Origin of the sequence: Haloarcula sp. S1AR25-4 (genome assembly GCF_031624555.1) — an archaeon.
GTDB lineage: Archaea > Halobacteriota > Halobacteria > Halobacteriales > Haloarculaceae > Haloarcula > Haloarcula pellucida.
The window spans coordinates 338925-360662 of record NZ_JAMQOR010000002.1; the positions used below are offsets into that span (position 1 = coordinate 338925).

Here is a 21738-nt window from a genome sequence, read left to right on the forward strand (position 1 = left end):
GCTGAATGAGCGAAGCGCGCAACGAGTTGCGGCCGCCGAGTGGGCGGGGGCTGGCGGTTCGCTACTTCGGGCCACTCGACCCCGATCGAATGTCCCGTCTAGAACCCGAACGCGCGCCGGTACTGGGGTGGCCCCTCGATTTCGTCGGTCGCGTCGAGCGCTTCGGCGGCGTGCATCGCGAAGTAGGGGTCCCGAAGGTGTTCGCGGCCGACGGTAGCGAGGTCGGCCCGGTCGTTGGCGACGATGGCCTCGGCCTGTTCGGGCGTCGTGATGCCGCCGACGGCGCCGACGGCGACGTCCGAGTCAGTCTCCTCGCGGATGCGTTCGGCGTAGCGCAGTTGGTAGTTCGGCCCGGTGTAGTCCGGGCGCGAGTCGGGGTGGATGCCGCCGCCGCTTACGTCTATCAGGTCCGCGCCGGCCTCGGCGAGGTGGTCCGCGAGCCGCACGGAGTCGTCGACGGTCCACGACTCTCGTTCGGGGAGCCAGTCGGTCGCGGAGATGCGGACGAACACCGGCTTGCCGTCAGGCCACACCTCGCGGACGGCGGCCGTGACCTCCCGAACGAGACGAGTGCGACCCTCGAAGTCGCCGCCGTAGTCGTCCTCGCGGTGATTGGTCACCGGCGAGCAGAACTCGTGGAGGAGGTACCCGTGGGCGGCGTGAACCTCCGCAACCTCGAAGCCAGCGTCGCGGGCGCGCTCGGCGGCCGCGCGGAACGAGTCGACGACGCCTTCGATGCCGTCCTGATCGAGTTTCTCGGTCGGCGGTGCGTCGCCGTCCTCGTAGGGCCACGGCTCGCCGCTGGGACTGACCGTCTCCCAGCCACCGTCGTCCGGCTGGAGCGGGTCGTGGCCCTCCCACGGCCGACTGGTCGAGGCCTTCCGGCCGGCGTGGGCGAGTTGGATGGCCGGGACCGACCCCTGCTGGCGGACGAACTCGGTGATGGGTTCGAGTGCCGCGGCGTGTTCGTCGTTCCAGATGCCGAGGTCCGCCGGCGAGATGCGGCCGCGGGCCTCGACGGCGGTGGCTTCGGTCATCACGAGGCCGGCGCCGCCGACGGCCCGCGAGCCCAGATGTGTACGGTGCCAGTCGGTGGCGAGGCCGTCCCGTCCGTCACAGGAGTACTGGCACATCGGGGAGACCATCACCCGGTTCGGTATCGTCGTCTCGCGCAGGTCGAGCGGGGAGAACAGCGCTGTCATCGGGCGGGTTTGGCGGCGGAGTCGGATAACCGCAGGGGCGAACGTCGTCGTTGCCGGAACCCCGTCCTACCGCCAGACCGCTCTACCGAGGCGCGTCTCCGAGAGGTCGAAGTCGAAGCGGTCGGTCCAGAGCAGGCCCGCGCCCAGCAGCGCCGCCAGCGCGACGGGCACCCAGTTCGAGTAGAAGGCGTTGATGCCGCCCCAGAGGAGGACGAAGCTCACGAGGTCGTCGAGCATGAACTCACACTGTTCGAGACGGCGGCGAAGCCCGGCCCGGTCGAACCCCCAGTCGAACAGCAGGACGGCGACGGTTCCAGAGAGGAGCCACCCGCGGTAGTTCTGCCACGGGACGCCGTAGAACTGCTGGACCTCGTACTCCCAGAAGCCGATGGCGACGGCGCCGGGGTCCAGTACGAGGTCGACGAGCATGACCGTCGCCAGCGTCGCCAGCAGGCGCGGCAGGTGGGAGTCGGCCCGCCGACCCAGCAACAGCAGGACGAGCAGATAGGCGTTCAACACCAGCGGGAAGAAGAACACCGGCAGTCCCAGCGGCACCGCCCCGAACAGCATCGGACCCAAGTCGACGCCGTAGGAGAACTCGCCGTAGGGCCAGCCAGTGGTGACGCCGTACAGTTCGATGCCGTAGGAGTAGGCTGTCAGCGCGACGAGCGCGAGCGTCGCCTTCCGGTCGAGTAGGGGGAACACACCCGCGACCAGCGGCAGGCGCATCACGAGCGTCCCGAACAGGACGAAGACGGGGTTGTACGCGAGCGGCGGGGGGAGCAGACCCTCCGCGCTCGCGAGCAGGGTCACCGCGCCGACCAGCGGGAAGACGACGGCGATGGTGAAGCGGTGCTCCCGGACGAGTGCGTCCAGTCGGGCGGTCGCTTCGGTCCGGTCGGTCGGGACCTGCCACGCCCGCTCAGCCATACAGCATCACCCACAGGCCGATGAGCGTGAACGCCATGCCGACGAGGGTGTTGATGGCCGGGTACCACCAGTAGGCCTCGTCGATGTCGACGCCGACGGCGAGGATGCCGAAGACGAGGCCCGGATAGACGAGCAAGAGCGCCCCGAACACCCAGTGTGTGTACGTGAACGCGAACGCGGCGGTGAGCCAGCACATCACGCAGTAGTAGTAGGTGTTGGACTCGCCGAGGAACGTCGCCGTCGTCTGGATGCCCGCCTCGCGGTCCGGTTCGATGTCCGGGATGGCCGAGAACGTGTGCATCCCCATCGTCCAGAGCCACGCGCCGGCGACGGCCGAGGCGGGCGGCGCGACGCCCTCGATGGCGGCGTAGGCGACGACGCCGGGGAGGATGTACAGGCCGTTCGACAGCGAATCGAGAAACGGTGTCGTCTTGAACCGGAGCGGCGGGGCGGAGTACTCCACGGAGAGGGCGGCCCACGCCAGCAGTGCGACGACGCCCAGCGTCGGGAGCCACGGCAGGAACGCGGCGGCCAGCAGGCCCGACCCGACGATAGCCGCGACGACGACCGAATCTCCCCGATAGCTGACTTCGCGACCCTCGTCTTTCTTCGGGTTGTGTTCGTCGACGTCCCGGTCGAAGACGTCGTTGACGCCGTAGAGGAAGACGTTCGCTGGGACGGTGAAGTACAGGAACAGCGCGATAGCAAGCGGCGAGAACAGTTCGCCGGGCCCGTCGGCCGCGTAGGTCACCGCGACGACGACCGGACCGCCCTGATACAGCCAGAACCGCGGCCGCGAGAGCCAGAACAGGTAGCCCGGCCGCGTGTCCTCGGAGGGGGCGACCTCGCTCAGACGGTCCGTGACGGTGCTCATTCGTGGTTATCTATGAGGCGCTGTGCGGTGTGTTCGCCGCTGATGAGACACATCGGGACGCCGATGCCAGGAGTCGTGAACGACCCGGTGAAGTAGAGGCCGTCGACGGCCGACGAGCGGTTGTTCGGACGCAGGAGTGCGGTCTGGCGGAGCGTGTGGGCCAGACCGAGCGCGGTGCCCTCGGTGGCGTTGTACCGCTCGCCGAAGTCCGAGACGGCGAACTGCTTCTCGTAGACGATGCGGTCGCGCAGGTCGACGCCCGTGTTCTGGGCGATGTCGGCCAAAATCTTCTCGCGGTACTCCTCGCGGATGGCCTCCCCGTCGTGCAAGCCCGGCGCGATGGGGACGAGGACGAACAGGTTCGAGTGGCCCTCCGGCGCGACACTACTGTCCGTCTCGCTCGGGACACAGAGGTAGTAGGCCGGTTCGTCTGGCCACTCGGGGTCCTCGAAGATGTCGTCGAAGTGGGGTTCCCAGTCCGTCGGCAGGACGAGCGTGTGGTGTGCAAGCGGGTCCACGTCGCCCTCGACGCCCATGTACATGAGGAAGGCCGAGGGCGCGTACGTTCGTTCGTCCCAGTAGTCGTCGTCGTACTGTCGCTCGTGGTCGGGCAGGAGTTCGCGCTCCGTGTGGGCGTAGTCGGCGTTGACGAGTACCTCGTCGGGGTGGAGCGTGTCGCCGTGGACCGTCTCGACGAGAAAACCGTCCTTTCGGCGGGCGATCTCTCGGACCTCGCTGTCCGTCTCGTAGGTGACACCCAGACTCTCGCCGAGTTCGACGAGGCCGTCGACGACGGCGCCGATGCCGCCGTCGGGGTAGTAGACGCCGAGGTTGAAGTCGACGTGGCTCATCATGTTGTACAGCGCCGGCGTGTTCTTCGGGGACCCGCCGAGGAACACCAGCGTGTACTGCATTATCTGCTGGAGTTTCGGGTGCTCGAAGTAGTCCTCGACGTGGCCCTGCATCGACCCGAGCAGTTGCAGGCCGATGGGTGCCGCCGTCATCACGTCCAGATCGACCCAGTCCCGGAGTCGCGAGCGGTCCTCGTAGACGAACTTGTTCATCGCCGTCTCGTAGTGCCGTTCGCTGGTGGCGAGGTACTCGTCGAACGCCTCGGCGGCGCCGGGTTCGTACGCCTCGAACTTCTCGCGCATCTCGTCGTTGTTGCCGGTCACGTCCAACCGGTCGCCGTCCTTGAAGAAGATGCGGTAGTGCGGGTCCAGTCGGGTCAGGTCGTAGTAGTCGCTCGGTTCCTTCCCGAAGTAGGCGAAGAACCGCTCGAAGACGTCGGGCATGAGGTACCACGACGGGCCCATGTCGAACGTGAACCCATCCGCCTCCAGACGGGAGGCACGGCCGCCCAACTGTTCGTTCTTTTCCAGCAACCGCACGTCAGCACCGGCGTCGGCCAGATAGCAGGCGGCCGACAGGCCACCGAATCCGCCGCCGACGACGACTACTTCTTCTCCGGACACCTCACTCATTATACGTCTCTGAGGCCCGGACGGACAATAAACACGCGGCCAAACTGGATTGGTGTGATAAAGTGAGGCACGGGCCGAGGTTCCGATAGAGCACACCGACTCATACTGGTGGCTGTAACAAACTGAAGTACTTCGCCACCCCGGGGTGGCGAATATCTGTACGAACTTACAGCCACCAGTATCAGCCAGTGACAACGGAGATGTGAGTGGGGCCCGAACACGCTCCCATGGACGACACGACAGTCGTCGTCACCGGCGCCAGCAGGGGCATCGGAGAGCAGGTCGCACGTGCCGTCTCGGCGGCCGGCGGACACGCCGTTATCTGTGCCCGGCAAAAGGCCGTACTGGAGGCGGTGGCGGACGACATCGCCAGCGACGGCGGCGCGGTCACCGCGATGCGGGCCGACGTCCGCGACGAGTTCGACGTAGAGCGCCTACTGGAGACGGCGGCCCGAGTGAACGGGCGCGTCGACGCCGTCGTCGCCAACGCCGCCGTCTACCACGGCGAGGCCGGTGAGACGCCGCTCTCCGATGAGTCCTACGCGGCGTTCGACGACCACCTCCGGACGAACGCTCGCGGCGTGTTCGCGACGATCCGCGAGGCCGTCCCCTACCTCGCTCCGGACGCTCGAATCGTCGTCCCGACGGGGGCCGTCGGCCGACAGGGAATGCCCGGATACGGCTCCTATGCCGTCTCGAAGGCCGCGGCGGAGGCCGTCGCCCGCGGGTTCGCTGCCGACCTCGACGTGCCCGTAGGCGCCGTCGACCCGGGGAAGGTTGGAACCGACCTCTCCGGAAGCGGTGGCCGTGACCCCGCCGACGTGGCCGAGATGGTGCTGTGGGTGCTCACCGACGCCCCCGTCGACGACCTCGACGGCGCGGTACTCGACTGGGGCGACTACCGCCGAGCGACTCGCTGACCGGTGACCGACGGATTTATTAGTAATACCCCGATTTCATTAACTAATGCCTATTAATGGATCTTCTACAGTTAATAAGAGTGCGCGGCCGTCGCTCCTCGGCGTCGCGAGCGTCGTCGGCCTCCTCGCACTGTCGGCCGTCGGCGCTACCGGCGGGTTGCAGAAGGTGTTGGTCATCTCGTGGGTCGCGTTCGCGGCGATGGGACTCGGCGCGTGGCTCGGTGCCCGGGCCGCCCGAACGAGCCCCCACAGCCTCGTCTGGGGGTACGGTCTCGCGAGCGGGGCGATGGTCACCTCGGCGGCGATGTTCCTCGTCCCGCAGGCGATGGGGCTGGGTTCCGCCGCTGGCACGCCTCGCATCGGCGGTATCGGCATCGCCGTCGGTATCGTCGCCGGCTACGGCACCCACACCGTCGGCCACCGACTGACGCACGTCGACACCTCCTTCGATACGACGACGGCCGCCATCGCCGCCCACGCCCTCTCTGCGGGCCTCATCATCGGCCTCGTCTACGGCACGATGCCGACGCTCGGTCTACTGCTCGGTCTCGCTATCGTCTCGCACAAAGGCCCCGCCGGCTACGCCGCTGCTCGTCGCCTCAACCGCGACGGGAAGACCGCGACGTCACTGTTGCTCCCTGCCGCCGGCGTCGGCCTGACCGCGATTCCGTCGGCGCTCCTGCCGGTGCCACAGACCCCGGTGGTAAACGCGCTGGTCTTCGGCTTCGCCGCCGGCATCTTCCTCCACGTCGCGATGGACTTCCTCCCGAACTGCGAGGCCGGCAGCGAAATCGACGAAGTCTGCTCCCTGCAGGAACACTCACACGACCTGCTCGACGAACTCCGGACCCACGCCGTCGGGTCGACCGTCGGCGGGGCGGCGCTCGTCGTCCTCGCGTGGGTCGTCGTCATGCCCTGAGCCGACCGCTCACTCAGCCAACGTCGCGGTGCCCCCGTCGGTCCGTCCGGGCGTTCGCGTCTTCCCCGTTTCTGTCGTGCTCTCAGTGTCGGTCGCCGTCTCCGCTTCGGCCGGCGAGATAGTCAGACTGGCGTCGTTGTCGTCGTCGGCTGCGTCCAGTCGGTAGACGGCCTCTCGGGGCGGGTCGGCGACGTAGGGGTTCTCGGCATCCAACTCCCGCGTCGTGGACCCACCCGGGTCCAGTTCACCGACGATGCGTGCCACCGGCGCGTACGCGACGCGTGGCCCGGTCCGATTCAGCGCGAGGGCGTACCGGCCGGTTCGGTCGCCCTCGTTGGTAACCCGGATTCTGAGGGTCGGGTCGTCGTCTGCCGCCACGCTCGTCGGGCCGTCGAGCGCGACCGAGAAAGACGGGAGTGGGGCTTCGAGCGACGCCGTCACGCTCGTCGGGAACGGTACCGCGCCGTGGTCCCACGTGAGGCGAGCGTCGCTGGCGTCGCCCGTCTCCGGCAGTTCGAAGACGAGAACCCCGTCGCTCCCGTCGCCGTAGCCGGCACCCCACTCGCCGTTCCGGTAGAGACCGCTGGTGAACACCATCGGTGTGTACGTCGACCCATCGAAGCGGACCGCGAACGCCGAGCGGTCGGGCAGAGGGCCGTCGACGGCGACGGCGACGAGGAGGTACTGGCCGGCGTCGGCGTAGACGCCGATGGAGTCGGGGCTGTTCGGTGCGACGACGCCGGGTTGGACGACTACCGAGGCGAGGTCGACGGTCGGGATCTGGTCGTCGTGCGTGCCGCTCTCGGTCGTCCGTTCGGGGACCGGCGTCACAGTCTCGTCGGCCGGCACGGAGTCGGGAGTCAGGTCCAGACAGCCACTGCCGGCGACGAGCGAGCCACAGAGCGCGAGGAGGGTCCGGCGGCGCATGCTCGTGACTACCCCCGTCCGGTGTAAGTGCTTTCAGAACGGTTCGGCCGCGTTTTGAGCGTCCCTCAGGCGGACTCGTCCGGGCTTCGCGTGGCGGGAATCTCGTGTAACGCCTCGGGGACCGTCTCGAACCACTCGGCCGCTAGCACCTCGTCGTCGCTCACGTCGATATCGCCGCCGCTCGCCTCGGCGTCGAACTCCACGGTCAGCATGTGGAGGCGCCGGTCGGCGTCCTCAGCGTGGACGATGGTCTTCCAGCGCGCGTAGTAGAGGCCCGTCAGCGTGCAGTCGACGCCCGTCTCCTCGCGGACCTCACGGCGAGCGGTGTCGTCCAGCCCTTCGCCGGGTTCGTGACCACCGCCGGGCGTGCCCCACGTCTCCGGCGCGCCCCGATGTTTGATGAGCAGGACTCGCCCGTCCTCGTCGGTGACCCACGCGCCGGCGTCGCCCAGCCACCCCTCTTCGGCGAGTTTCGCTCCGCGCTCGAAGAAGTCGGGGTCGTTGGTGACGGTGTCGCGCCGGACCGGGACGTCGCCGTAGGCGTCGACGAGGCGTTCGAGTTCCATACGGACCGTCTCGCGGGTCCGCGATTCGAGTGTCATGGGGGATGGCAGGCCGGGAGTGGCTTAGTTGTACTCCCGCCAGCGGTAGCCACACTCCTGGCACTTGCAAGATTGCGTATTTGCTGGGTTATTACTTAAAGACCAGACATATCTTTAAGTTAGGTTGTTGTGGGGCGTTTACTTCGGGTGAATTATCCTGCCGCTGTCTGGCGATTCCACCGTTGCGACACTCGCGTTTCTCCCGTAGGTACGATTCGGAGACAAGTGGGATAAATCTGTTTGCCTCACTGAGGCAAATAGCCATAATATCCACCGCGAGAGACTTCGATATACCAGAATACGGCAGAGAAGGATGAACACAAAATATGTCCCAAACAACCGAGACAAGTACCGATGACGACGACCAACACTTAAAGGAAAATCGCGCCCGTAACGACGTGTGCGATTTCCTCAGAGAACGCGCCGAGTTGCAGGTAAAATTTGAGGAAATTGCCACACCAGACGGGAAGGCAGAGCGCCCCGTTGCTCGCACAAGCGACGGTATGAGTGCCGACGTGAGCGACTTCCCTTCGGGCAAGAACGACGGGCGCGGCTCATTCAGCAAGAAGGCCTTCGTTCGGTACAGAGACGTACTGAGCGACTTCTTGCAATCGGCAGACGTGAGCGACTTGATGAACGGAACGCAATCAAACTCTCTGCGAAGTAGTCCCTGAGAACAAATCAAGCATCTACGTCCCTTGTCGAAGGGGAAGAGTGGAGAAGACCAAACCAGATTCACTTGAGAGGTCTTGGTTGGGCGGTAGATGCCACGGGAGCGAAGGTGACCGTGGTGAAAGCAATCAGCAACACTGTGCAAACAGCACACCTCAAGTGACGCCAGCAGGCTGTTGGAAGGCAGTCACGCCCTCAAACAAGCTGTAAGACGCTTTGCGGTGCTACCAGTCAAAAGGGCTGACAAAGAATACCGAAGCGCTGGCCCAAGCTTACCGAACGAAGTACGTGAGCCTTGAAATGGTGCGGAGGTGCGAAACGCTCTCCGTAGAAAACTGTGGTGTGGCTGAATCGTAGTGGCAACGCTCAGACGGGACTGGTAGCAAGGGAAATTCATCAAGGAACCCGGAGCGCCGACACATCACTTGATGTATGACACGTCGGCGTCAGATTCACCGGAGGGAAGCTCTCTTGGTGACGGCCCCGCCTTGGTGGGATTCACCAAGATGGCAAGGCCGCTTGGTGGATGTTCGACAGTAATCACACGCCGCCCTTGCTTCTTCATCACCGGAATGCATCGAAAGGCAGGCCCGGTGTGATTACTAAGCCGCATCTCGGCGTCTGAGAGCGGCTCAAGTGGGAATCCCACATCATTCCGTTTCGGGCTTCAATTTCGCCTGAACCAAATCATCTTCATCGTCCGACTGGCTCTCTTGTTCCTTCTTCGATTGCAGTATTTTGACTGCAATCTCGATATTCAAATCATTGACTTCCGCGAAGCGGTGTTCGTCACCACCAATCTTGAGGAAAATACCATCTCCGTCAGCGGTATTAGCGGTCGGGACAACGGTCGGATTGTCGTCTGAATCCTCTTCCAATGTTGATTCTTCGGATTCAGATGTTTCTTCAGAATCATACTCCAGCATCTCCTCATAGAGCGCCCTAACACCGCTTGCGGCCTCTTTTGCTTCATTTCTGTTGGCTCCAGTAATTTCGGTCAAGACACTCCACAGATTACTTGGCGGTTCATTACCGTCGAGATGGTCGTAAAGCTCGGAGAGCAGAGTGACATTTTGATACATCTCGAAAATTGCATCTCGGTATTCGGCATCATCCTTAGGATGTGCAACACGGTATGCTAAGTCTGTAGCTTCCAGACCCTGTTTTGGAAGTATTCCGTAGTTTCGAGCATCGGCCACCTTCGTAATGTATGAACCGCTCTTCGCGGTCGAATGGCCAAGGGCATCTGCGAACACTTGTTTGCTACTTACTTTCCCATCAAGTTCTTCAACCAGTATCTCAGCGATTTTGACGGCACCATCTGCAGTCAATTTCTCCGGGTACCGATGACCATCGAGCTTTCCCATACCCCCGATTAGCACCAAAGATTTATAAAAACTTGGGGTTGACTCCATTTTCACCTCTTCAGCGCACATTCTAACGCTACTTTGAGCGCCACAGGTGCCCGTGAGTGAGTAGAATAAGAAAAGAGGCTTGATTAGAGAACTTAGGCCCACCTAATTCGGTGGAAAGTAACTAAGCAAGTGAGTTAGTTAGTTAGTTAATTACGCCGCCAAGGGTGATATACCCGAAACCCTTTTTATAATCCAGCCACAACAGCAAAATGACCCCGAAGATGACTGCAGTAATGACTGGTCGGTTTACGATGCCACGACGGAAAGGGGTCGATGGAGAATCGACCGGTGCGCGTCAGCCTGCTCCCAAACACGCGAACGCGCACATCGAGGCAACAGCCCCTGCCTGCAACCACAGGGGCCGAAAGCCCACACGCGATGCAGGAGACAGGGACGACCTCTCATGGGAACCTTTTGGCTCCTCAATCTTAGGTTTGTCCCTGTCCGTCAGAAACGGTTGCATTCCCCACATGAACAGGGAAAACCGTATTCGACAAGTTGCAGAGTACGTGCGGAACCAGTCGGAGGAAGTCTCGGTCAAGGACATTGCTGAGGCGTTGGACCTCAGCAAGAGTTACGTCCGAGAACTGGCTCGGGACGCACGAGAAGAGGGCCTTATCGAAGGCCAGAAGTCCAAACCCGTCATCGGGTACATCTTCGAGGAGCGAGGACGTGCCCGAACTGACGGTGGCGAACGGAATGGAGAACTTCGGGTACTCACAACCCGTGAGGCACTTCTGCAAGCCGTCAGGGACTTTGCGCCCGAACGCTACGGAGAAGCGTCGGGCAAAGACCTTGAGGAACTGCGGAAGTTCGTCCGAAACCAAGTGGCAGACGGAACGACGCCAGTGTGCCACGCTTGGCGGTTCTCCGCCTGACGACGGGGTAGATACCTACCCCACATCAGCGATATTTTTCACCCGACCTGCGCATCTACCAAGCGGTTTCGCACTTGAGGATATATAAAAATCTTATTCTAACCTCTGTTTCAACTGCGGTTTGCTCTCTCCGACTCAACCCCCACCATTTGCGGCGCGAAAACCCCTCTGCAAATGTCAGATCAACTCCCTTCGCGGGCGTAATCGCAGGACAGCACTCCCATCCAGTAGAATGAAGTGCCCCCATTTCGTTGATGGGAACGAACCGCTCCCCAAACACAATCGTTCCACACAATTCGGCCTATGCGAGAATACAATTCTGGCGAAAACACGGCTTTCAAGCCCGCTATTAGTTGTATTCTCGCCAGCGATACCCGCAGGACTTGCACTTGAAAAAGCGCGTCGGCGGTTCGTCGGCGGACCCGGTCTGTTTGATGGTGTACCACGCCTTCCCGTGGCCACACTCCTCACAGGTGACGTCGTCGGCCGTCGGTTTGCCCTCGAAGTCCGCTCCTTCCTCCGTCTCGATGACGTCGTCGTCACTCTGTTCGGCCGTGCTGACGAAGTCGGCGGCTCTGTCCTCGTCTTTCGCGACGCGAGCGCCACAGGACTGACAAACCATCTCGTCGCCGTCGGCGTGCATCATCGAGCCACAGTCGTCGCAGAACTGCATGCCCGGCTATCCGCGACGCCGACAAAAAGACGTTACTCCTCGTTGCCGAGTTCTCGCTGCTCTGCGACGACCGGACAGTTCAGGAGGCGAACCGTCTCCATGTCGACGAACTCCAGAATCTCCGTCCCTTCGTGCGTGCACTGGACCGCCGGTGGCTCGGCGAAGTGCTCGCACTGCTCGCAGTAGCGGTGTTTCGATACGTCGGCGTAGCGCTTTCTATCGGACGGCGGCGTCGGCGAGTCGTCCTCGCCGAGCGAGTCCCACACTCCGTCGGGGTCGACCGACCCCACGTCCACCGACTCGAAGACGCTCTCGGCGCCGCCGAATGGGTCGCCGTCGCGGTCGCCCATATCAGAGAACGGGTCCTCGGGCGTCGCGTCGCCGTCGCCGGACTCCGCGTCTAGAGTCACGTCGGCCATCGGGTTCTCGGCGTCGGGTGGTGGCACCTCGTCACTCGCGGACGGGGCCTCGGGCACGTCCAAATCCTCGAACGGGTCCTCGGGGTCCTCGGGCACGTCGAAGTCCTCGAACGGGTCCTCGGGGTCGTCCTCACTCATCGGTCGGGCCGGCCTCCAGTTGGGCGGCGGTCACGAGTCGCGCTTTCTTGCGGAGGATGCCTCCTTCGGGGCGGACGTCAGAGACGGTCGACCCACAGTGGGGACACTGCGGGTCGGTCAGCAGGCCGATGTCGACCGACTCGCCGCAGTTCTCACAGGACGCCGACGAGATACCCTCCTGTGCGGCGGCGCGCTTGATACGGTCGACAGCCTTCTGGTGGGCGTCCCGGCCACCCTGGTCGTCGCGCAGGTCGTTGACGACCCACGCGACGCGGGTGAGCTTCTCTTCGACGTCGTCGATTCGGTCGTCGACGCCCTCGATGTGGCGCTCGACGTCGTCGATCCGGGCCGACTGGTCGGTGATGTCGTCTTCGAGTTCGTCGCGGGCAGCGGCGAGTTCCCGGTGTAACGACGTCACCTCGCTTTCGAGGTCTTCGATTGCGGCGAACTCCTCGTGGTCGTGGTCGGCCGCCGCCTTCCCGTCGAGTTCCCGTTTCAACTGGACGACGCGGCTTCTGACGTCCTCTATCTTCGCCTGAAAATCGTCCTCGACGGACTCGAAACGGGGGTCGAGGCGACCCTCGACGGCGTCGGTGATGTCGGGCAGGCGGTCGCCGACGGCGGATTCGACGGCTGGTGGTATTCGCCCGTCGATGGCGTCGTCGACGGCGGCGGCCACGACGGCGTCTAGCCGGTCGCCAAGCGCTTCCTCGACGGTCCGGTCGACGTCGGACAGCGCGGCCATCGACTCGGTGTCGTCGCGGTCCGTCGTCATACGGTACGACGCCAGCAACTGGTGGACGAGTTCCTCGCGGTCCACCCCGAGTGTCGCCGCTCGCTCGTCGAGCCACTCGTCGAGCTCCGGCGGCAACGCGACGGTGACGGCCCCCTCCTCCGTCGACTCACTGGCCATTACATACCATCTTATGAACTAGATAGTTAAGGGTTTGCCGCCTATTTCAGCCGGCGAAACTACCATCGAAGACCGCGATACGGCGTGAGTGCCGACTCACCGAATCTTGCGCACGTCGCTGATGTCGAACCCGGCGTCGCCGAGTTCCGTCTCGAACTGGACGATATCCTCGTCCTCTATCTGGGAGAGGACGCCGCGGAACTGCTTGACGACGAGCGTCCGGGCCCGCGTCGACCCGCCGGACTCCCACGAGAACTCCATCGTGCCGTGGGCGGCGTCGCTCAACTGCCCCTGCCGGGCGCCAGAGAGCGTCTCGTAGTTGAGGTGCAAGAGGATGAGCCCACCCCACTTGTGGGCCGCCTTCTGGAGGCCCGCGACGAGAAAGGTGATGTCGGCCCAGTCGATGTCCTCGCCCATGGCGCTGACGAGGTCCGACAGCGAGTCGATGACGACGAGGTTGCCCGCGGCCACGTCGCTGAGTTTCGACCCCAGTGCCCCCAGCAGGTCGTCGCGTTCGTGTCTGGCCCGCAGGTCCTCGATCTTTGGGGTCTGCTCGGCGTACCACGACCGCGGCACCGGACTCATGTGGAAGTACCGCTCGGACATGTCGTGGAACTCGATCCCCGAGAGCGCCGTCTCTAGCAGGTCCTCGTCCATCGCGAGTCGCATCTCCGAGGCCAGTTGCTCCCCGCTTGCTGTAAAGGAGATGTAGTGGACCTCCTTCGGCGGCAGGGCCGTCTCCGACGGGCCCCCGTAGTAGAGGTCGTACATCTCCTCGTCGACGCGGCTGAGTCCGTTGATGACCGCACTCGTGTGCATGAACTCCCGCGACCCGGCCCCCGCCTCGCCGGCCAACAGGACGACGCTACCGGCCGGTGCGCCGCCGTTGATGATGGCATCAAGTTGCTTGACACCGAACGGGATACGCTCCATACACGCATTGACCCGTGTGGTCGCTTAAACGCTTGCCCTGCTAGCAGTAAGTGTGTCTTACCGTGGTGCTACCGAGGGGTGCTATCAGTACAGTCAGAACGCCCCCAGGTACTCGGCCGCCGAGACCCGTTGCGCTCCACGTCAGCGATCATCTGCTCATCGGCACTCTTGGGAAGTACGTTGTCGGTGAGCCAGTAGATGAGTTAGTAATTGAGATGTCCGTTTGGCTGCTGAGTTTTGAACCGTAACGCGATACTCATCATTCCTGGATTGCACCTGTGATTCCGCTATCATCGATCACCACCTGGTAATTCGATCCGAGTTTTATAGCCTCCTGAGTGACAGTTATTGGAAACGTTGCGTTTCTATCGTTCGATTCGACCTGTAGCTCAAACGACCCTGTATCGCTAACACCGGTATCAAATCCTCTCTGATCATCCGGTTCAAGACCAAATTTCTTTTGATATATTTGTTTGTTGTCATGTTTCAAGGCCATCGATCCTGTCTGCAGATTCCCACTTCCGTTAAAAACTAATATTGCAAGTGAATACTCTGGATCCATCGTTGAGGTTTTTGATTGGACTGTCTCTTCACTTGTGTTATCACCTAAATCATCATCACTGTCGTTGGAACTGAAGCAACCGGCAAGCGACAGTGGGACCATGGAACAGAGCGTTAGCGCTAACTCTCGGCGCTTCATTACAGTACAGTATTTAGTAGAAATATATGATTTCTGTGGAATGAATATTCGTGTTCTGCTCTGTTTGAAAGTTTGGCTTTGTAGTTTGGGCACACGACAGTCGATTTCATGGATGAGACGCTCTTCGGAAGTAGATCGTTGGTCGGGGAGAGTTGTCGCTGTTTGAGTGTAGCGGGCAAGAGCGGCGCTGTCGAGTCATCCAAATGCAATGTTCCTGTTTGAGTTACTGAGTTCGGAGGCGAGCGCCGCGAACCTGCTTGCATACAAGGCTGAGGAACACGGTATCCCCTTGACCGTGTGAGTGAGACACGAGCAAGACGAGTTCGTGCTGTGGTCGGAAGCGTGACGCAAACCGTGTGCGGCCAAACCGCAGGTTTTGCACCGAGCGAACAGGCGGGTCGCGTACCTCATTATCCCAACGCTCAGAAATCCTCGCCCGTCAGGGAGGGGAGAATGTCACTCGTCCAGTGTTGCGCCCGTATTCCGTGGAGCGACCACGTGGACGTCGCCGCCGACGCCAGCGGCGTCGAGGGCGGTCCGGCCCGCTTCTCGGGCCGCGTCGACGCCGTCGGTGTCGGTCAGGCCCCACACCGTCGGCCCCCACGATGACTGGCCAGCGCCGGTCACGGCCGGTTCGTCCGAGAGACGCTCGACGATGGTGCCCGCTGGCGGCCGGTAGACGCCGCCTTGCTCGTCGGCGTACCACGCGCCGTTGAGTCGCCCGAGACGGGCCGCGGCCTGTCCGAACTGCCGGCGGTCACGGGTCCCGATGGCCGGGAGGAGTCGCCGGGTGAGGAGTGTGGCTATCTCGTCTGCGATGCCGGGGTCGGCCCGTTCGACGGCCTGTCGCATGCTCTGGTCCTCCTCGCTCCCGTGCTGGCCGGGGTCGGTGTCGGGGACGACGAGGACGAACCGCCAGTGGGCGGGCACGTCGTGGCGGGCCAGAATCGGCGGCACCTCCCAGTCGCCCTCGGCCGGCGGTTCGGCGGTGAACCGCTCGGTCGGGTGGCCGCCGTCGACGACGAACCCGCCCCGTTCGAACGTGGCGACGCCGATACCGCTCCGGCCACCCCGACCTAGTCTCGGCGCGTACGTGCGGGCGTCGGCCGTCGTGTCGTGGGCGCGAGCGACGGCGACGAGGGTGGCTAGCGCGAGTTGCGTGCCGCTCCCGAGGCCGACGTGTCGCGGGAACCGCTCTTCGATCTGAACGCACACACCCGAGACACCCAGCGCGTCGACGGCCCGTCGGACGTACGGTTCGGCGGCCGCGTCGTTGCAGTCGACCACGTCCGCCGGGTGAGCCTCGACGACCAGTCGTGGCTCGTCGAGCGCCAGTCCGACCCCGCCGTACAGTCGTTCGTGTGCGAGCGAGAGGTTCTGGAAGCCGAAGTGGAGTCGCGCCGCCGTGGTGACCGTCGCCATGTCGCGGGGTTGGAGACGCCACGGAAAGAAGCTACTGCCAGCGGCCGGATTCACCACGGGGACGTGAGGAACGCTATCATTAGTACAAGGCGCTTAAGATGCCCCGTTGCCATGCTCGAAGTATGAGCCAGCAGGAACACGACGACGCGGCAGAGCCCGGGGAGAAGGACCCGGACCTCCGGAGTAACGAAGTCACCGAGGGCATCGAGAAAGCCCCCCACCGGGCGATGTTCCGCGCGATGGGCTACGACGACGAGGACCTCTCCTCGCCGATGGTCGGCGTCGCCAACCCCGCCGCCGACATCACGCCGTGTAACGTCCACTTAGACGACGTCGCCGACGCCGCCTACGAAGGCATCGACGACGCTGGCGGGATGCCCATCGAGTTCGGGACCATCACCATCTCGGACGCCATCTCGATGGGGACCGAGGGGATGAAGGCCTCGCTCATCTCCCGTGAGGTCATCGCCGACTCCGTCGAACTCGTCTCGTTCGGCGAGCGCATGGACGGCCTCGTCACCATCGGTGGCTGTGACAAGAACATGCCCGGGATGATGATGGCCTCGATTCGGACGGACCTCCCGAGCGTCTTCCTCTACGGCGGTTCTATCATGCCCGGCGAGCACGGCGGCCGTGAGATAACCATCCAGAACGTCTTCGAGGGCGTCGGTGCCGTCGCCGACGGCGACATGTCCGAGGACGAACTCGACGAGATGGAGCGCAACGCCTGTCCCGGGGCCGGGTCCTGTGGCGGGATGTTCACTGCGAACACGATGGCCTCCATCTCCGAAGCACTCGGGTTCGCGCCGCTAGGGTCGGCGTCGCCGCCGGCCGAACACGAGTCGCGCTACGACGTGGCCCGCGAGAGCGGCGAACTCGTCCTCGACGTCGTCGAGAACGACCGACGCCCCTCCGACTTCCTCACCATCGAGAGCTTCGAGAACGCCATCGCGCTACAGGTGGCCGTCGGCGGGTCGACCAACGCCGTCCTCCACCTGCTGGCGCTGGCCGCCGAGGCCGGCGTCGACCTCGACATCGAGCGGTTCAACGAGATCAGCGCCCGCACCCCCAAGATTGCGGATCTCCAGCCCGGCGGCGAGCGCGTGATGAACGATCTCCACGAGGTCGGCGGCGTTCCCGTGGTGCTGAAGGCCCTGCTCGATGCCGACCTCCTCCACGGCGACGCGCTGACGGTGACCGGCAACACGATGGCCGAGGAACTCGAAGCCGTCGACCCGCCGCGCATCGACGAACTGGACGTCGACTACCTCTACCCCGTCGACGACCCCATCCACGAGCGCGGGGCCATCCGCATCCTCTCGGGCAACCTCGCGCCCGACGGCGCGGTCATCAAGATTACCGGCGAGGACCACCTCCACCACGAGGGGCCGGTCCGCGTCTTCGAGGAGGAGTCGAGCGCCATGCAGTACGTACAGGAGGGGAACATCGAGACCGGTGACGCCATCGTCATCCGCAACGAGGGGCCCCGCGGCGGCCCCGGTATGCGCGAGATGCTGGGCGTCACCTCCGCCGTCGCCGGACAGGGCCACTCCGATGACGTGGCGCTACTGACCGACGGGCGCTTCTCCGGCGCGACGCGTGGCTTCTCGATCGGTCACGTCGCCCCCGAAGCCTTCGTCGGCGGCCCCATCGCCGCCCTCGAAGACGGCGACACCATCACCATCGACATCGACGACCACGAACTGTCGATCGACCTCTCCGACGAGGAAATCGAACAGCGACTTGCCGACCGCGACGACCCCGAACCGACCTACACGAACGGCGTGCTGGCGAAGTACCACCGCGACTTCGGCTCTGCGGCCAACGGCGCCGTGACGAACCCCGGCGCGAAGTGGGACTGAGTCGGCGAGCGAAACCGAGCCTCGTTTTTCCGGCGCTTCGTCGGGCGTCGACAGCGTGACCGACGCGGTCACGAACGCGGTGCTCTCGGTCGGTCTATCCACAGGACTGCAAGAACGGTGGTCGGCGCCGGTCGAATCGACGGCCGAACCGGCCGTCCTCGAAGGCAGCGCCTTACTCCGCGGCTTCGTCGGTGCCGAGGTACTGCTCGACGTAGTCCTGCCCACCGTAGCCCACCGAGAGGCCAAAGGCCAGCGCGAACGCCAGTCCAACAGGGAGCACGACCGCGAGCAACAGCAGTCCCAGAAGGGTCGCGTCGACGCCCGCGACGTCCAGTGCGATGACGACGGTGAACAGGTAGACGACGGCCTGCACACCGCCGGTGACGAGGGACTCGAACGGCGAGTCCGCGACTTCGTCGACGCCGCGGACCACGGTCCCGACGTAGTCGGCGACGATGGCCCCCAGCAGGAGCAACACCAGCGCACCGAGCAGTGTCGGGACGTAACTGACGGCGGCACCGAGTACCCCGGCGACCGACCCGAGTGCCAGCGTGGCCGCGACGACGTACAGCGTCACGAGATAGACGTAGTACTCGACGGCGATGCCGGCGAGTCGACCGACGGTTCCCCCATCGGCGTCGACGACGCGGCCGAAGTGCGTCGTCGGGAACGAGCCGCCGAGGGCTGTCCGGTCGACGAGTCCCGGCACCAGCGACCGGATGATGCGCCCCACACCGAACCCGACGACCAGTAACACGGCCGCCGCGACGACGTTCGGCACGTAGCCGATGACGATGTCGAGCAGTTCCTGCAGTTCAGAGAGATTCAGGACGCGAATCGCGGCCACGACGGCCACCACCAGCACCAGATACCGAACCAACTGCCCGGCGGCGGTGGCGACGCCGTCCTCGTCCGCGACCACTGCGCTCGCCGGTGTGTCACCGGCCTTTCCGTCGACGTCGTTTTTGAGGGCCCACTCGAAGACGAACGTGTCGAGACGGTCGGCGACGACGTATCCCACGCCGAGGACGAGCAGCGCCAGCAACACCGTCGGCAAGACCTGCGCGGCGAAGTTCACGATTCCGAGTACGATACTCACGAACAGACCGATGATCGCATCTATCGGTCCGATTCCAGTCTGCAACAGCAGGGATCTTACCCCCGTACCAGAGATCATCTGTGGTAACCCCAGCGTCTCAATCAGGCCGGGGTTATAAATGAGTTCTGACATCTGGTTAGTGGAATCAAACGTGTGAGCACCGGACGACCCGCCCGCGAGTCACAACACACGAATGGGTGGAGGTACAATCCCGTCTCGTGTCCGAGACGTACGTCTGTTCGAACTGCCAAACGACGGTCGAGCGCCCGTTCGAAATCCGGTCCATCATCCGGACCTGTGACGAGTGCGGCCGGAACGGCCGCTTTCTCCATCGCTCGCTCGTCGACTCCCTGAACTCGCTTCCCGACGACGAACTTCCCGAAGACTGGGAGTCGATGCGCTTAGACGAGCGGTTCGAGGACGCGATACAGCGCGGCCTCATCGAAATCACGAGGCGATAGCTCGGCTCCCACGTCCCGATTCGGCCGCCGTCGACACACACGAACTGACAGCTGCCGCTCGCAGACTACAGCGGGCGAGTGCCTCACGACGTTTTCGGGCTACCGTCGTTGCCGACCTACCTGTCAGGTACCTCGGCAACGACGCGTCTCTCGTCGGGGACTGACGCCGCTCCGGAGTTCGACGTTGAACACGACCCCCGAGATCGGCATCGTCGACCCGTACCGCCGCCGTATTGCTCTCCGAGCGTATCGGCCAGATGGAGCCCCGCTCCAGCCTCGAACTGCGACGGCTTCGCCCTCGAACGGACTGCGTCGGGCGCGACATCGGATTCCCGATGTCCCACTCGAATGAAACCGCAGCAGGCGGAGAGGTGAGATATGCGGGTCCTATAACAGAGTACAATCGTGTTACTAGTTAACGGTCGGAGCGTTTATCACCGTGGTTGTAAAATCACGCCATCCAGATGTCGCTTCAGGACTGCTATCCGAACAAGGCCCCCGCGATAAACGACCTCTTAGACACCTTGAGCCATCACGTTCGGCGCGAAATAATCCACTATTTCGAGGACTGTCTCGAAGAGGATACTGCGGAAGTAGCCGAACTGGTGACCTATATCGAGAATCGAGTTCCAGACCAATGCCGCAAGCAGGTACGGGTACAACTCCATCACACCCATCTACCGAAACTCACCAGCAGAGGCTGGGTCGACTACGATAGAGAAACTGAACAGATTCGGTATCACGGCCACGAAAACGCCGAATTCTTCGCCGGAGAGATATACGACATGTTCTGATTCCGATCCGAGCTACGGAGAAACAACGCTGAGCGTACAGATGTTGGCGTCTGAGTAAATTTGGAGTGGGACCGCCGAGATTCGAACTCAGGTCCTACCGACCCCATCGGCAGAGGATACCGCTACCCCACGGTCCCGCACTCGGGAGGAGGAGGGTGTTTTAATTAAGGGCTTCGCTTCGGCGGCGCCGTGGTGGGGTGTGGCGCGGTCACGGAAGGTGGGACCGGATGGCCAGACGGACGTCGCGGACGAACGGCCACGGGTCCGACGGCGAGAAGTAGTCACAGTCGGGGTGGCGGCGGAACGACGCGATGAGGTTCCGGATCGCCGTCGATGGACTGGGCGGGTCGACCAGTGGGCAGTCGTGTGTCCAGAGGCTGTAGAGATAGGACACCTCACCACGGAGGAGGTGCGTCCCGACGCCCGTCTCGTAGTCGGTGGTCTCGGGCACCGGGTCGTCGCCGGCGAGGCGCCAGAGCACCCACGGATAGTCGACCCCGGCGCGAATGTCACAGGACAGCGAGGCCCAGAGCCGCGGGTTGACCTCCATCAGGAGGTACTCGTCGCCGTCTGCCGGGCGACGGAACTCCACTTCCGCAGGGCCGTGCCAGTCGAGTGCGTCCAGCAGCGCGCGTCCGGACCGTTCGAGACGCGGGTCGAAGATGGACTCCCGGTAGACGCTGGCGCCGCCGGTGTACTTGTAGCCGCGGTGCTGGCGAATCTGGCTCGTCAGCACCGGGTCGCCGTGATCGTACAGCGCCCGGAAAGAGTACTCCGTTCCCCCGACGTACGACTGTGCGACCGGCACGTGTTCCATTCGCTCGACGAGCGCCTGTCGGTCGGGTGTCTGGCCCGGTTCGAGGTACACCGTCGACGGCGGCTTGTGCAGGTCGCGTGAGGGGATAGCTCGGTCGTACGCGTCCGTCAGCAGCGCGTACCGCGACTTGACGATACGCTCGCCGGACCAGTCCGTGACCGCGTCCAGCGGTTCGGTCGTCGGGATTGGGGCGTCGGTCGCCGCCGCCGTCGCGAACAGCGACAACCGGTCGTGTGTCTCCCGGACCGTCTCGAAGTCCGGCCAGAACGGTGTCACGTGGTCGGCGAACGCGTCGCGATGGCTCGCGAGGACGAAGATGTCCTGTTCGCGCCCGGGGAGGATAGTTCGGACGTCGGGCCGACGAGCCAGCGAGAGGAGCGCCGCCGCGTAGTCGTCGGGGTCTGTCGGCTCCGGAAGCGGGACGAACTCGTCGCAGTGGCGCGAGCGGGCACTCGGTGGCGCGGTGAGATCCGACGCGACGATCGTATCGACCCCGCGCCGACCCAGCGAGAGGACGGCGGCGATACTTCCCGGTGATCCGTTGGCGATGACGACTGCTGCGTGCCCCGTCGATACTCCCATCGGCATCTAGGCGGGGACCACGCAGTAGGTAACTCGGAAATTACCGGCACCGCCGGCCGCCATTCGCGTGGTAAGACCGGCTTATCGGTCAGATTCGAGGCG

At 63.8% G+C, this 21738-nt stretch carries 21 protein-coding genes, 1 tRNA gene and 1 pseudogene; 7 read left to right on the forward strand and 16 right to left on the reverse strand.

Annotated elements, in window-relative coordinates; translation table 11 throughout:
• Positions 1-98: 98 nt before the first annotated feature.
• The 4 genes from NDI85_RS10440 to crtD all read right to left on the reverse strand — a co-directional run bounded on the left by NDI85_RS10440 (position 99) and on the right by crtD (position 4490).
• Complete coding sequence (locus NDI85_RS10440) at positions 99-1202, reverse strand: NADH:flavin oxidoreductase/NADH oxidase (protein ID WP_310915719.1); 1104 nt, start codon at positions 1200-1202, stop codon at positions 99-101.
• Between the two features lie 66 nt (positions 1203-1268).
• Entirely contained in the window at positions 1269-2132 is an 864-nt protein-coding gene (gene cruF, locus NDI85_RS10445; protein ID WP_188996816.1) for a bisanhydrobacterioruberin hydratase, read from the reverse strand.
• Positions 2125-3006, reverse strand: coding sequence for a prenyltransferase (locus NDI85_RS10450; RefSeq protein ID WP_310915720.1), 882 nt, complete (start codon positions 3004-3006; stop codon positions 2125-2127). Before NDI85_RS10450 ends, cruF begins: the two co-directional genes overlap by 8 nt.
• Positions 3003-4490, reverse strand: coding sequence for a carotenoid 3,4-desaturase (gene crtD / locus NDI85_RS10455; protein WP_310915721.1), 1488 nt, complete (start codon positions 4488-4490; stop codon positions 3003-3005). The genes NDI85_RS10450 and crtD overlap by 4 nt, the downstream gene beginning before the upstream one ends.
• 227 nt (positions 4491-4717) lie before the next feature.
• Here crtD and NDI85_RS10460 point away from each other — a divergent pair, with 227 nt between their 5' ends.
• Both NDI85_RS10460 and NDI85_RS10465 read left to right on the forward strand, forming a co-directional pair.
• Positions 4718-5410 carry an SDR family NAD(P)-dependent oxidoreductase gene (locus tag NDI85_RS10460; protein WP_188996810.1) on the forward strand — a complete coding sequence of 231 codons (693 nt, stop codon included), beginning with the start codon at positions 4718-4720 and terminating at the stop codon, positions 5408-5410.
• Positions 5411-5456: 46 nt separating this feature from the next.
• Positions 5457-6329 carry a ZIP family metal transporter gene (locus NDI85_RS10465; protein ID WP_188996808.1) on the forward strand — a complete coding sequence of 291 codons (873 nt, stop codon included), beginning with the start codon at positions 5457-5459 and terminating at the stop codon, positions 6327-6329.
• Positions 6330-6338: 9 nt separating this feature from the next.
• Here NDI85_RS10465 and NDI85_RS10470 read toward each other — a convergent pair whose 3' ends face one another.
• The 3 genes from NDI85_RS10470 to NDI85_RS10480 form a co-directional block, all read right to left on the reverse strand.
• A complete protein-coding gene (locus tag NDI85_RS10470; protein ID WP_310915722.1) occupies positions 6339-7256 on the reverse strand; it encodes a hypothetical protein in 918 nt (305 codons plus the stop codon).
• Positions 7257-7321: 65 nt separating this feature from the next.
• Positions 7322-7858 carry an NUDIX hydrolase gene (locus NDI85_RS10475; protein WP_188996804.1) on the reverse strand — a complete coding sequence of 179 codons (537 nt, stop codon included), beginning with the start codon at positions 7856-7858 and terminating at the stop codon, positions 7322-7324.
• 1322 nt (positions 7859-9180) lie between these two features.
• Positions 9181-9897 carry a hypothetical protein gene (locus NDI85_RS10480; RefSeq protein ID WP_310915723.1) on the reverse strand — a complete coding sequence of 239 codons (717 nt, stop codon included), beginning with the start codon at positions 9895-9897 and terminating at the stop codon, positions 9181-9183.
• Between the two features lie 518 nt (positions 9898-10415).
• On the opposite strand from NDI85_RS10480, the gene NDI85_RS10485 reads away from it, so the two are divergent.
• Entirely contained in the window at positions 10416-10823 is a 408-nt protein-coding gene (locus NDI85_RS10485; RefSeq protein ID WP_310915724.1) for a hypothetical protein, read from the forward strand.
• Positions 10824-11172: 349 nt separating this feature from the next.
• Here NDI85_RS10485 and NDI85_RS10490 read toward each other — a convergent pair whose 3' ends face one another.
• The 5 genes from NDI85_RS10490 to NDI85_RS10510 form a co-directional block, all read right to left on the reverse strand.
• Positions 11173-11496 (reverse strand): transcription factor S, encoded by a 324-nt coding sequence (locus NDI85_RS10490; RefSeq protein WP_310915725.1) that lies wholly within the window; start codon positions 11494-11496, stop codon positions 11173-11175.
• A gap of 32 nt (positions 11497-11528) precedes the next feature.
• Positions 11529-12053: a hypothetical protein gene (locus NDI85_RS10495; RefSeq protein WP_310915726.1), complete on the reverse strand. Its 525-nt coding sequence runs from the start codon at positions 12051-12053 to the stop codon at positions 11529-11531.
• Positions 12046-12966, reverse strand: coding sequence for a ribbon-helix-helix protein, CopG family (locus NDI85_RS10500; protein WP_310915727.1), 921 nt, complete (start codon positions 12964-12966; stop codon positions 12046-12048). The genes NDI85_RS10495 and NDI85_RS10500 overlap by 8 nt, the downstream gene beginning before the upstream one ends.
• 96 nt (positions 12967-13062) lie before the next feature.
• Entirely contained in the window at positions 13063-13899 is an 837-nt protein-coding gene (locus NDI85_RS10505; RefSeq protein WP_188996798.1) for an HTR-like protein, read from the reverse strand.
• 259 nt (positions 13900-14158) lie between these two features.
• Entirely contained in the window at positions 14159-14599 is a 441-nt protein-coding gene (locus NDI85_RS10510; protein WP_310915728.1) for a hypothetical protein, read from the reverse strand.
• Between the two features lie 253 nt (positions 14600-14852).
• On the opposite strand from NDI85_RS10510, the pseudogene NDI85_RS22300 reads away from it, so the two are divergent.
• Positions 14853-14979, forward strand: a pseudogene (locus NDI85_RS22300) (zinc ribbon domain-containing protein); the annotation flags it as partial.
• Positions 14980-15055: 76 nt separating this feature from the next.
• On the opposite strand, the gene NDI85_RS10515 reads toward NDI85_RS22300, so the two are convergent.
• Complete coding sequence (locus tag NDI85_RS10515) at positions 15056-16021, reverse strand: beta-ribofuranosylaminobenzene 5'-phosphate synthase family protein (protein ID WP_188996794.1); 966 nt, start codon at positions 16019-16021, stop codon at positions 15056-15058.
• 122 nt (positions 16022-16143) lie between these two features.
• Here NDI85_RS10515 and ilvD point away from each other — a divergent pair, with 122 nt between their 5' ends.
• The gene (ilvD, locus tag NDI85_RS10520; RefSeq protein ID WP_310915729.1) at positions 16144-17883 is read left to right on the forward strand and encodes a dihydroxy-acid dehydratase; all 1740 of its coding nucleotides are present in this window, start codon (positions 16144-16146) and stop codon (positions 17881-17883) included.
• A 172-nt stretch (positions 17884-18055) separates the two neighbouring features.
• Here ilvD and NDI85_RS10525 read toward each other — a convergent pair whose 3' ends face one another.
• On the reverse strand, positions 18056-18982 hold the full coding sequence (locus NDI85_RS10525; protein WP_310915730.1) for a mechanosensitive ion channel family protein: 927 nt from the start codon (positions 18980-18982) through the stop codon (positions 18056-18058).
• 218 nt (positions 18983-19200) lie between these two features.
• Here NDI85_RS10525 and NDI85_RS10530 point away from each other — a divergent pair, with 218 nt between their 5' ends.
• Both NDI85_RS10530 and NDI85_RS10535 read left to right on the forward strand, forming a co-directional pair.
• Positions 19201-19443: a hypothetical protein gene (locus NDI85_RS10530; protein WP_166971990.1), complete on the forward strand. Its 243-nt coding sequence runs from the start codon at positions 19201-19203 to the stop codon at positions 19441-19443.
• Between the two features lie 464 nt (positions 19444-19907).
• A complete protein-coding gene (locus NDI85_RS10535; protein ID WP_188996789.1) occupies positions 19908-20237 on the forward strand; it encodes a hypothetical protein in 330 nt (109 codons plus the stop codon).
• Between the two features lie 66 nt (positions 20238-20303).
• Here NDI85_RS10535 and NDI85_RS10540 read toward each other — a convergent pair.
• Together NDI85_RS10540 and NDI85_RS10545 are read right to left on the reverse strand one after the other, a co-directional pair.
• Positions 20304-20374: transfer RNA gene (locus NDI85_RS10540), tRNA-Pro, on the reverse strand.
• Positions 20375-20445: 71 nt separating this feature from the next.
• Positions 20446-21636 carry a carboxylate--amine ligase gene (locus NDI85_RS10545; RefSeq protein WP_310915731.1) on the reverse strand — a complete coding sequence of 397 codons (1191 nt, stop codon included), beginning with the start codon at positions 21634-21636 and terminating at the stop codon, positions 20446-20448.
• Positions 21637-21738 lie beyond the last annotated feature (102 nt).

Excerpts from the sequence above, each read along its gene's own strand:
- NDI85_RS10440 (WP_310915719.1), bottom strand. The coding sequence starts at position 1,202 with ATGACAGCGCTGTTCTCCCCGCTCGACCTGCGCGAGACGACGATACCG.
- cruF (WP_188996816.1), bottom strand. The coding sequence starts at position 2,132 with ATGGCTGAGCGGGCGTGGCAGGTCCCGACCGACCGGACCGAAGCGACC.
- NDI85_RS10450 (WP_310915720.1), bottom strand. The coding sequence starts at position 3,006 with ATGAGCACCGTCACGGACCGTCTGAGCGAGGTCGCCCCCTCCGAGGAC.
- crtD (WP_310915721.1), bottom strand. The coding sequence starts at position 4,490 with ATGAGTGAGGTGTCCGGAGAAGAAGTAGTCGTCGTCGGCGGCGGATTC.
- NDI85_RS10460 (WP_188996810.1), top strand. The coding sequence starts at position 4,718 with ATGGACGACACGACAGTCGTCGTCACCGGCGCCAGCAGGGGCATCGGA.
- NDI85_RS10465 (WP_188996808.1), top strand. The coding sequence starts at position 5,457 with ATGCCTATTAATGGATCTTCTACAGTTAATAAGAGTGCGCGGCCGTCG.
- NDI85_RS10470 (WP_310915722.1), bottom strand. The coding sequence starts at position 7,256 with ATGCGCCGCCGGACCCTCCTCGCGCTCTGTGGCTCGCTCGTCGCCGGC.
- NDI85_RS10475 (WP_188996804.1), bottom strand. The coding sequence starts at position 7,858 with ATGACACTCGAATCGCGGACCCGCGAGACGGTCCGTATGGAACTCGAA.
- NDI85_RS10480 (WP_310915723.1), bottom strand. The coding sequence starts at position 9,897 with ATGGGAAAGCTCGATGGTCATCGGTACCCGGAGAAATTGACTGCAGAT.
- NDI85_RS10485 (WP_310915724.1), top strand. The coding sequence starts at position 10,416 with ATGAACAGGGAAAACCGTATTCGACAAGTTGCAGAGTACGTGCGGAAC.
- NDI85_RS10490 (WP_310915725.1), bottom strand. The coding sequence starts at position 11,496 with ATGCAGTTCTGCGACGACTGTGGCTCGATGATGCACGCCGACGGCGAC.
- NDI85_RS10495 (WP_310915726.1), bottom strand. The coding sequence starts at position 12,053 with ATGAGTGAGGACGACCCCGAGGACCCGTTCGAGGACTTCGACGTGCCC.
- NDI85_RS10500 (WP_310915727.1), bottom strand. The coding sequence starts at position 12,966 with ATGGCCAGTGAGTCGACGGAGGAGGGGGCCGTCACCGTCGCGTTGCCG.
- NDI85_RS10505 (WP_188996798.1), bottom strand. The coding sequence starts at position 13,899 with ATGGAGCGTATCCCGTTCGGTGTCAAGCAACTTGATGCCATCATCAAC.
- NDI85_RS10510 (WP_310915728.1), bottom strand. The coding sequence starts at position 14,599 with ATGAAGCGCCGAGAGTTAGCGCTAACGCTCTGTTCCATGGTCCCACTG.
- NDI85_RS10515 (WP_188996794.1), bottom strand. The coding sequence starts at position 16,021 with ATGGCGACGGTCACCACGGCGGCGCGACTCCACTTCGGCTTCCAGAAC.
- ilvD (WP_310915729.1), top strand. The coding sequence starts at position 16,144 with ATGAGCCAGCAGGAACACGACGACGCGGCAGAGCCCGGGGAGAAGGAC.
- NDI85_RS10535 (WP_188996789.1), top strand. The coding sequence starts at position 19,908 with ATGTCGCTTCAGGACTGCTATCCGAACAAGGCCCCCGCGATAAACGAC.
- NDI85_RS10545 (WP_310915731.1), bottom strand. The coding sequence starts at position 21,636 with ATGGGAGTATCGACGGGGCACGCAGCAGTCGTCATCGCCAACGGATCA.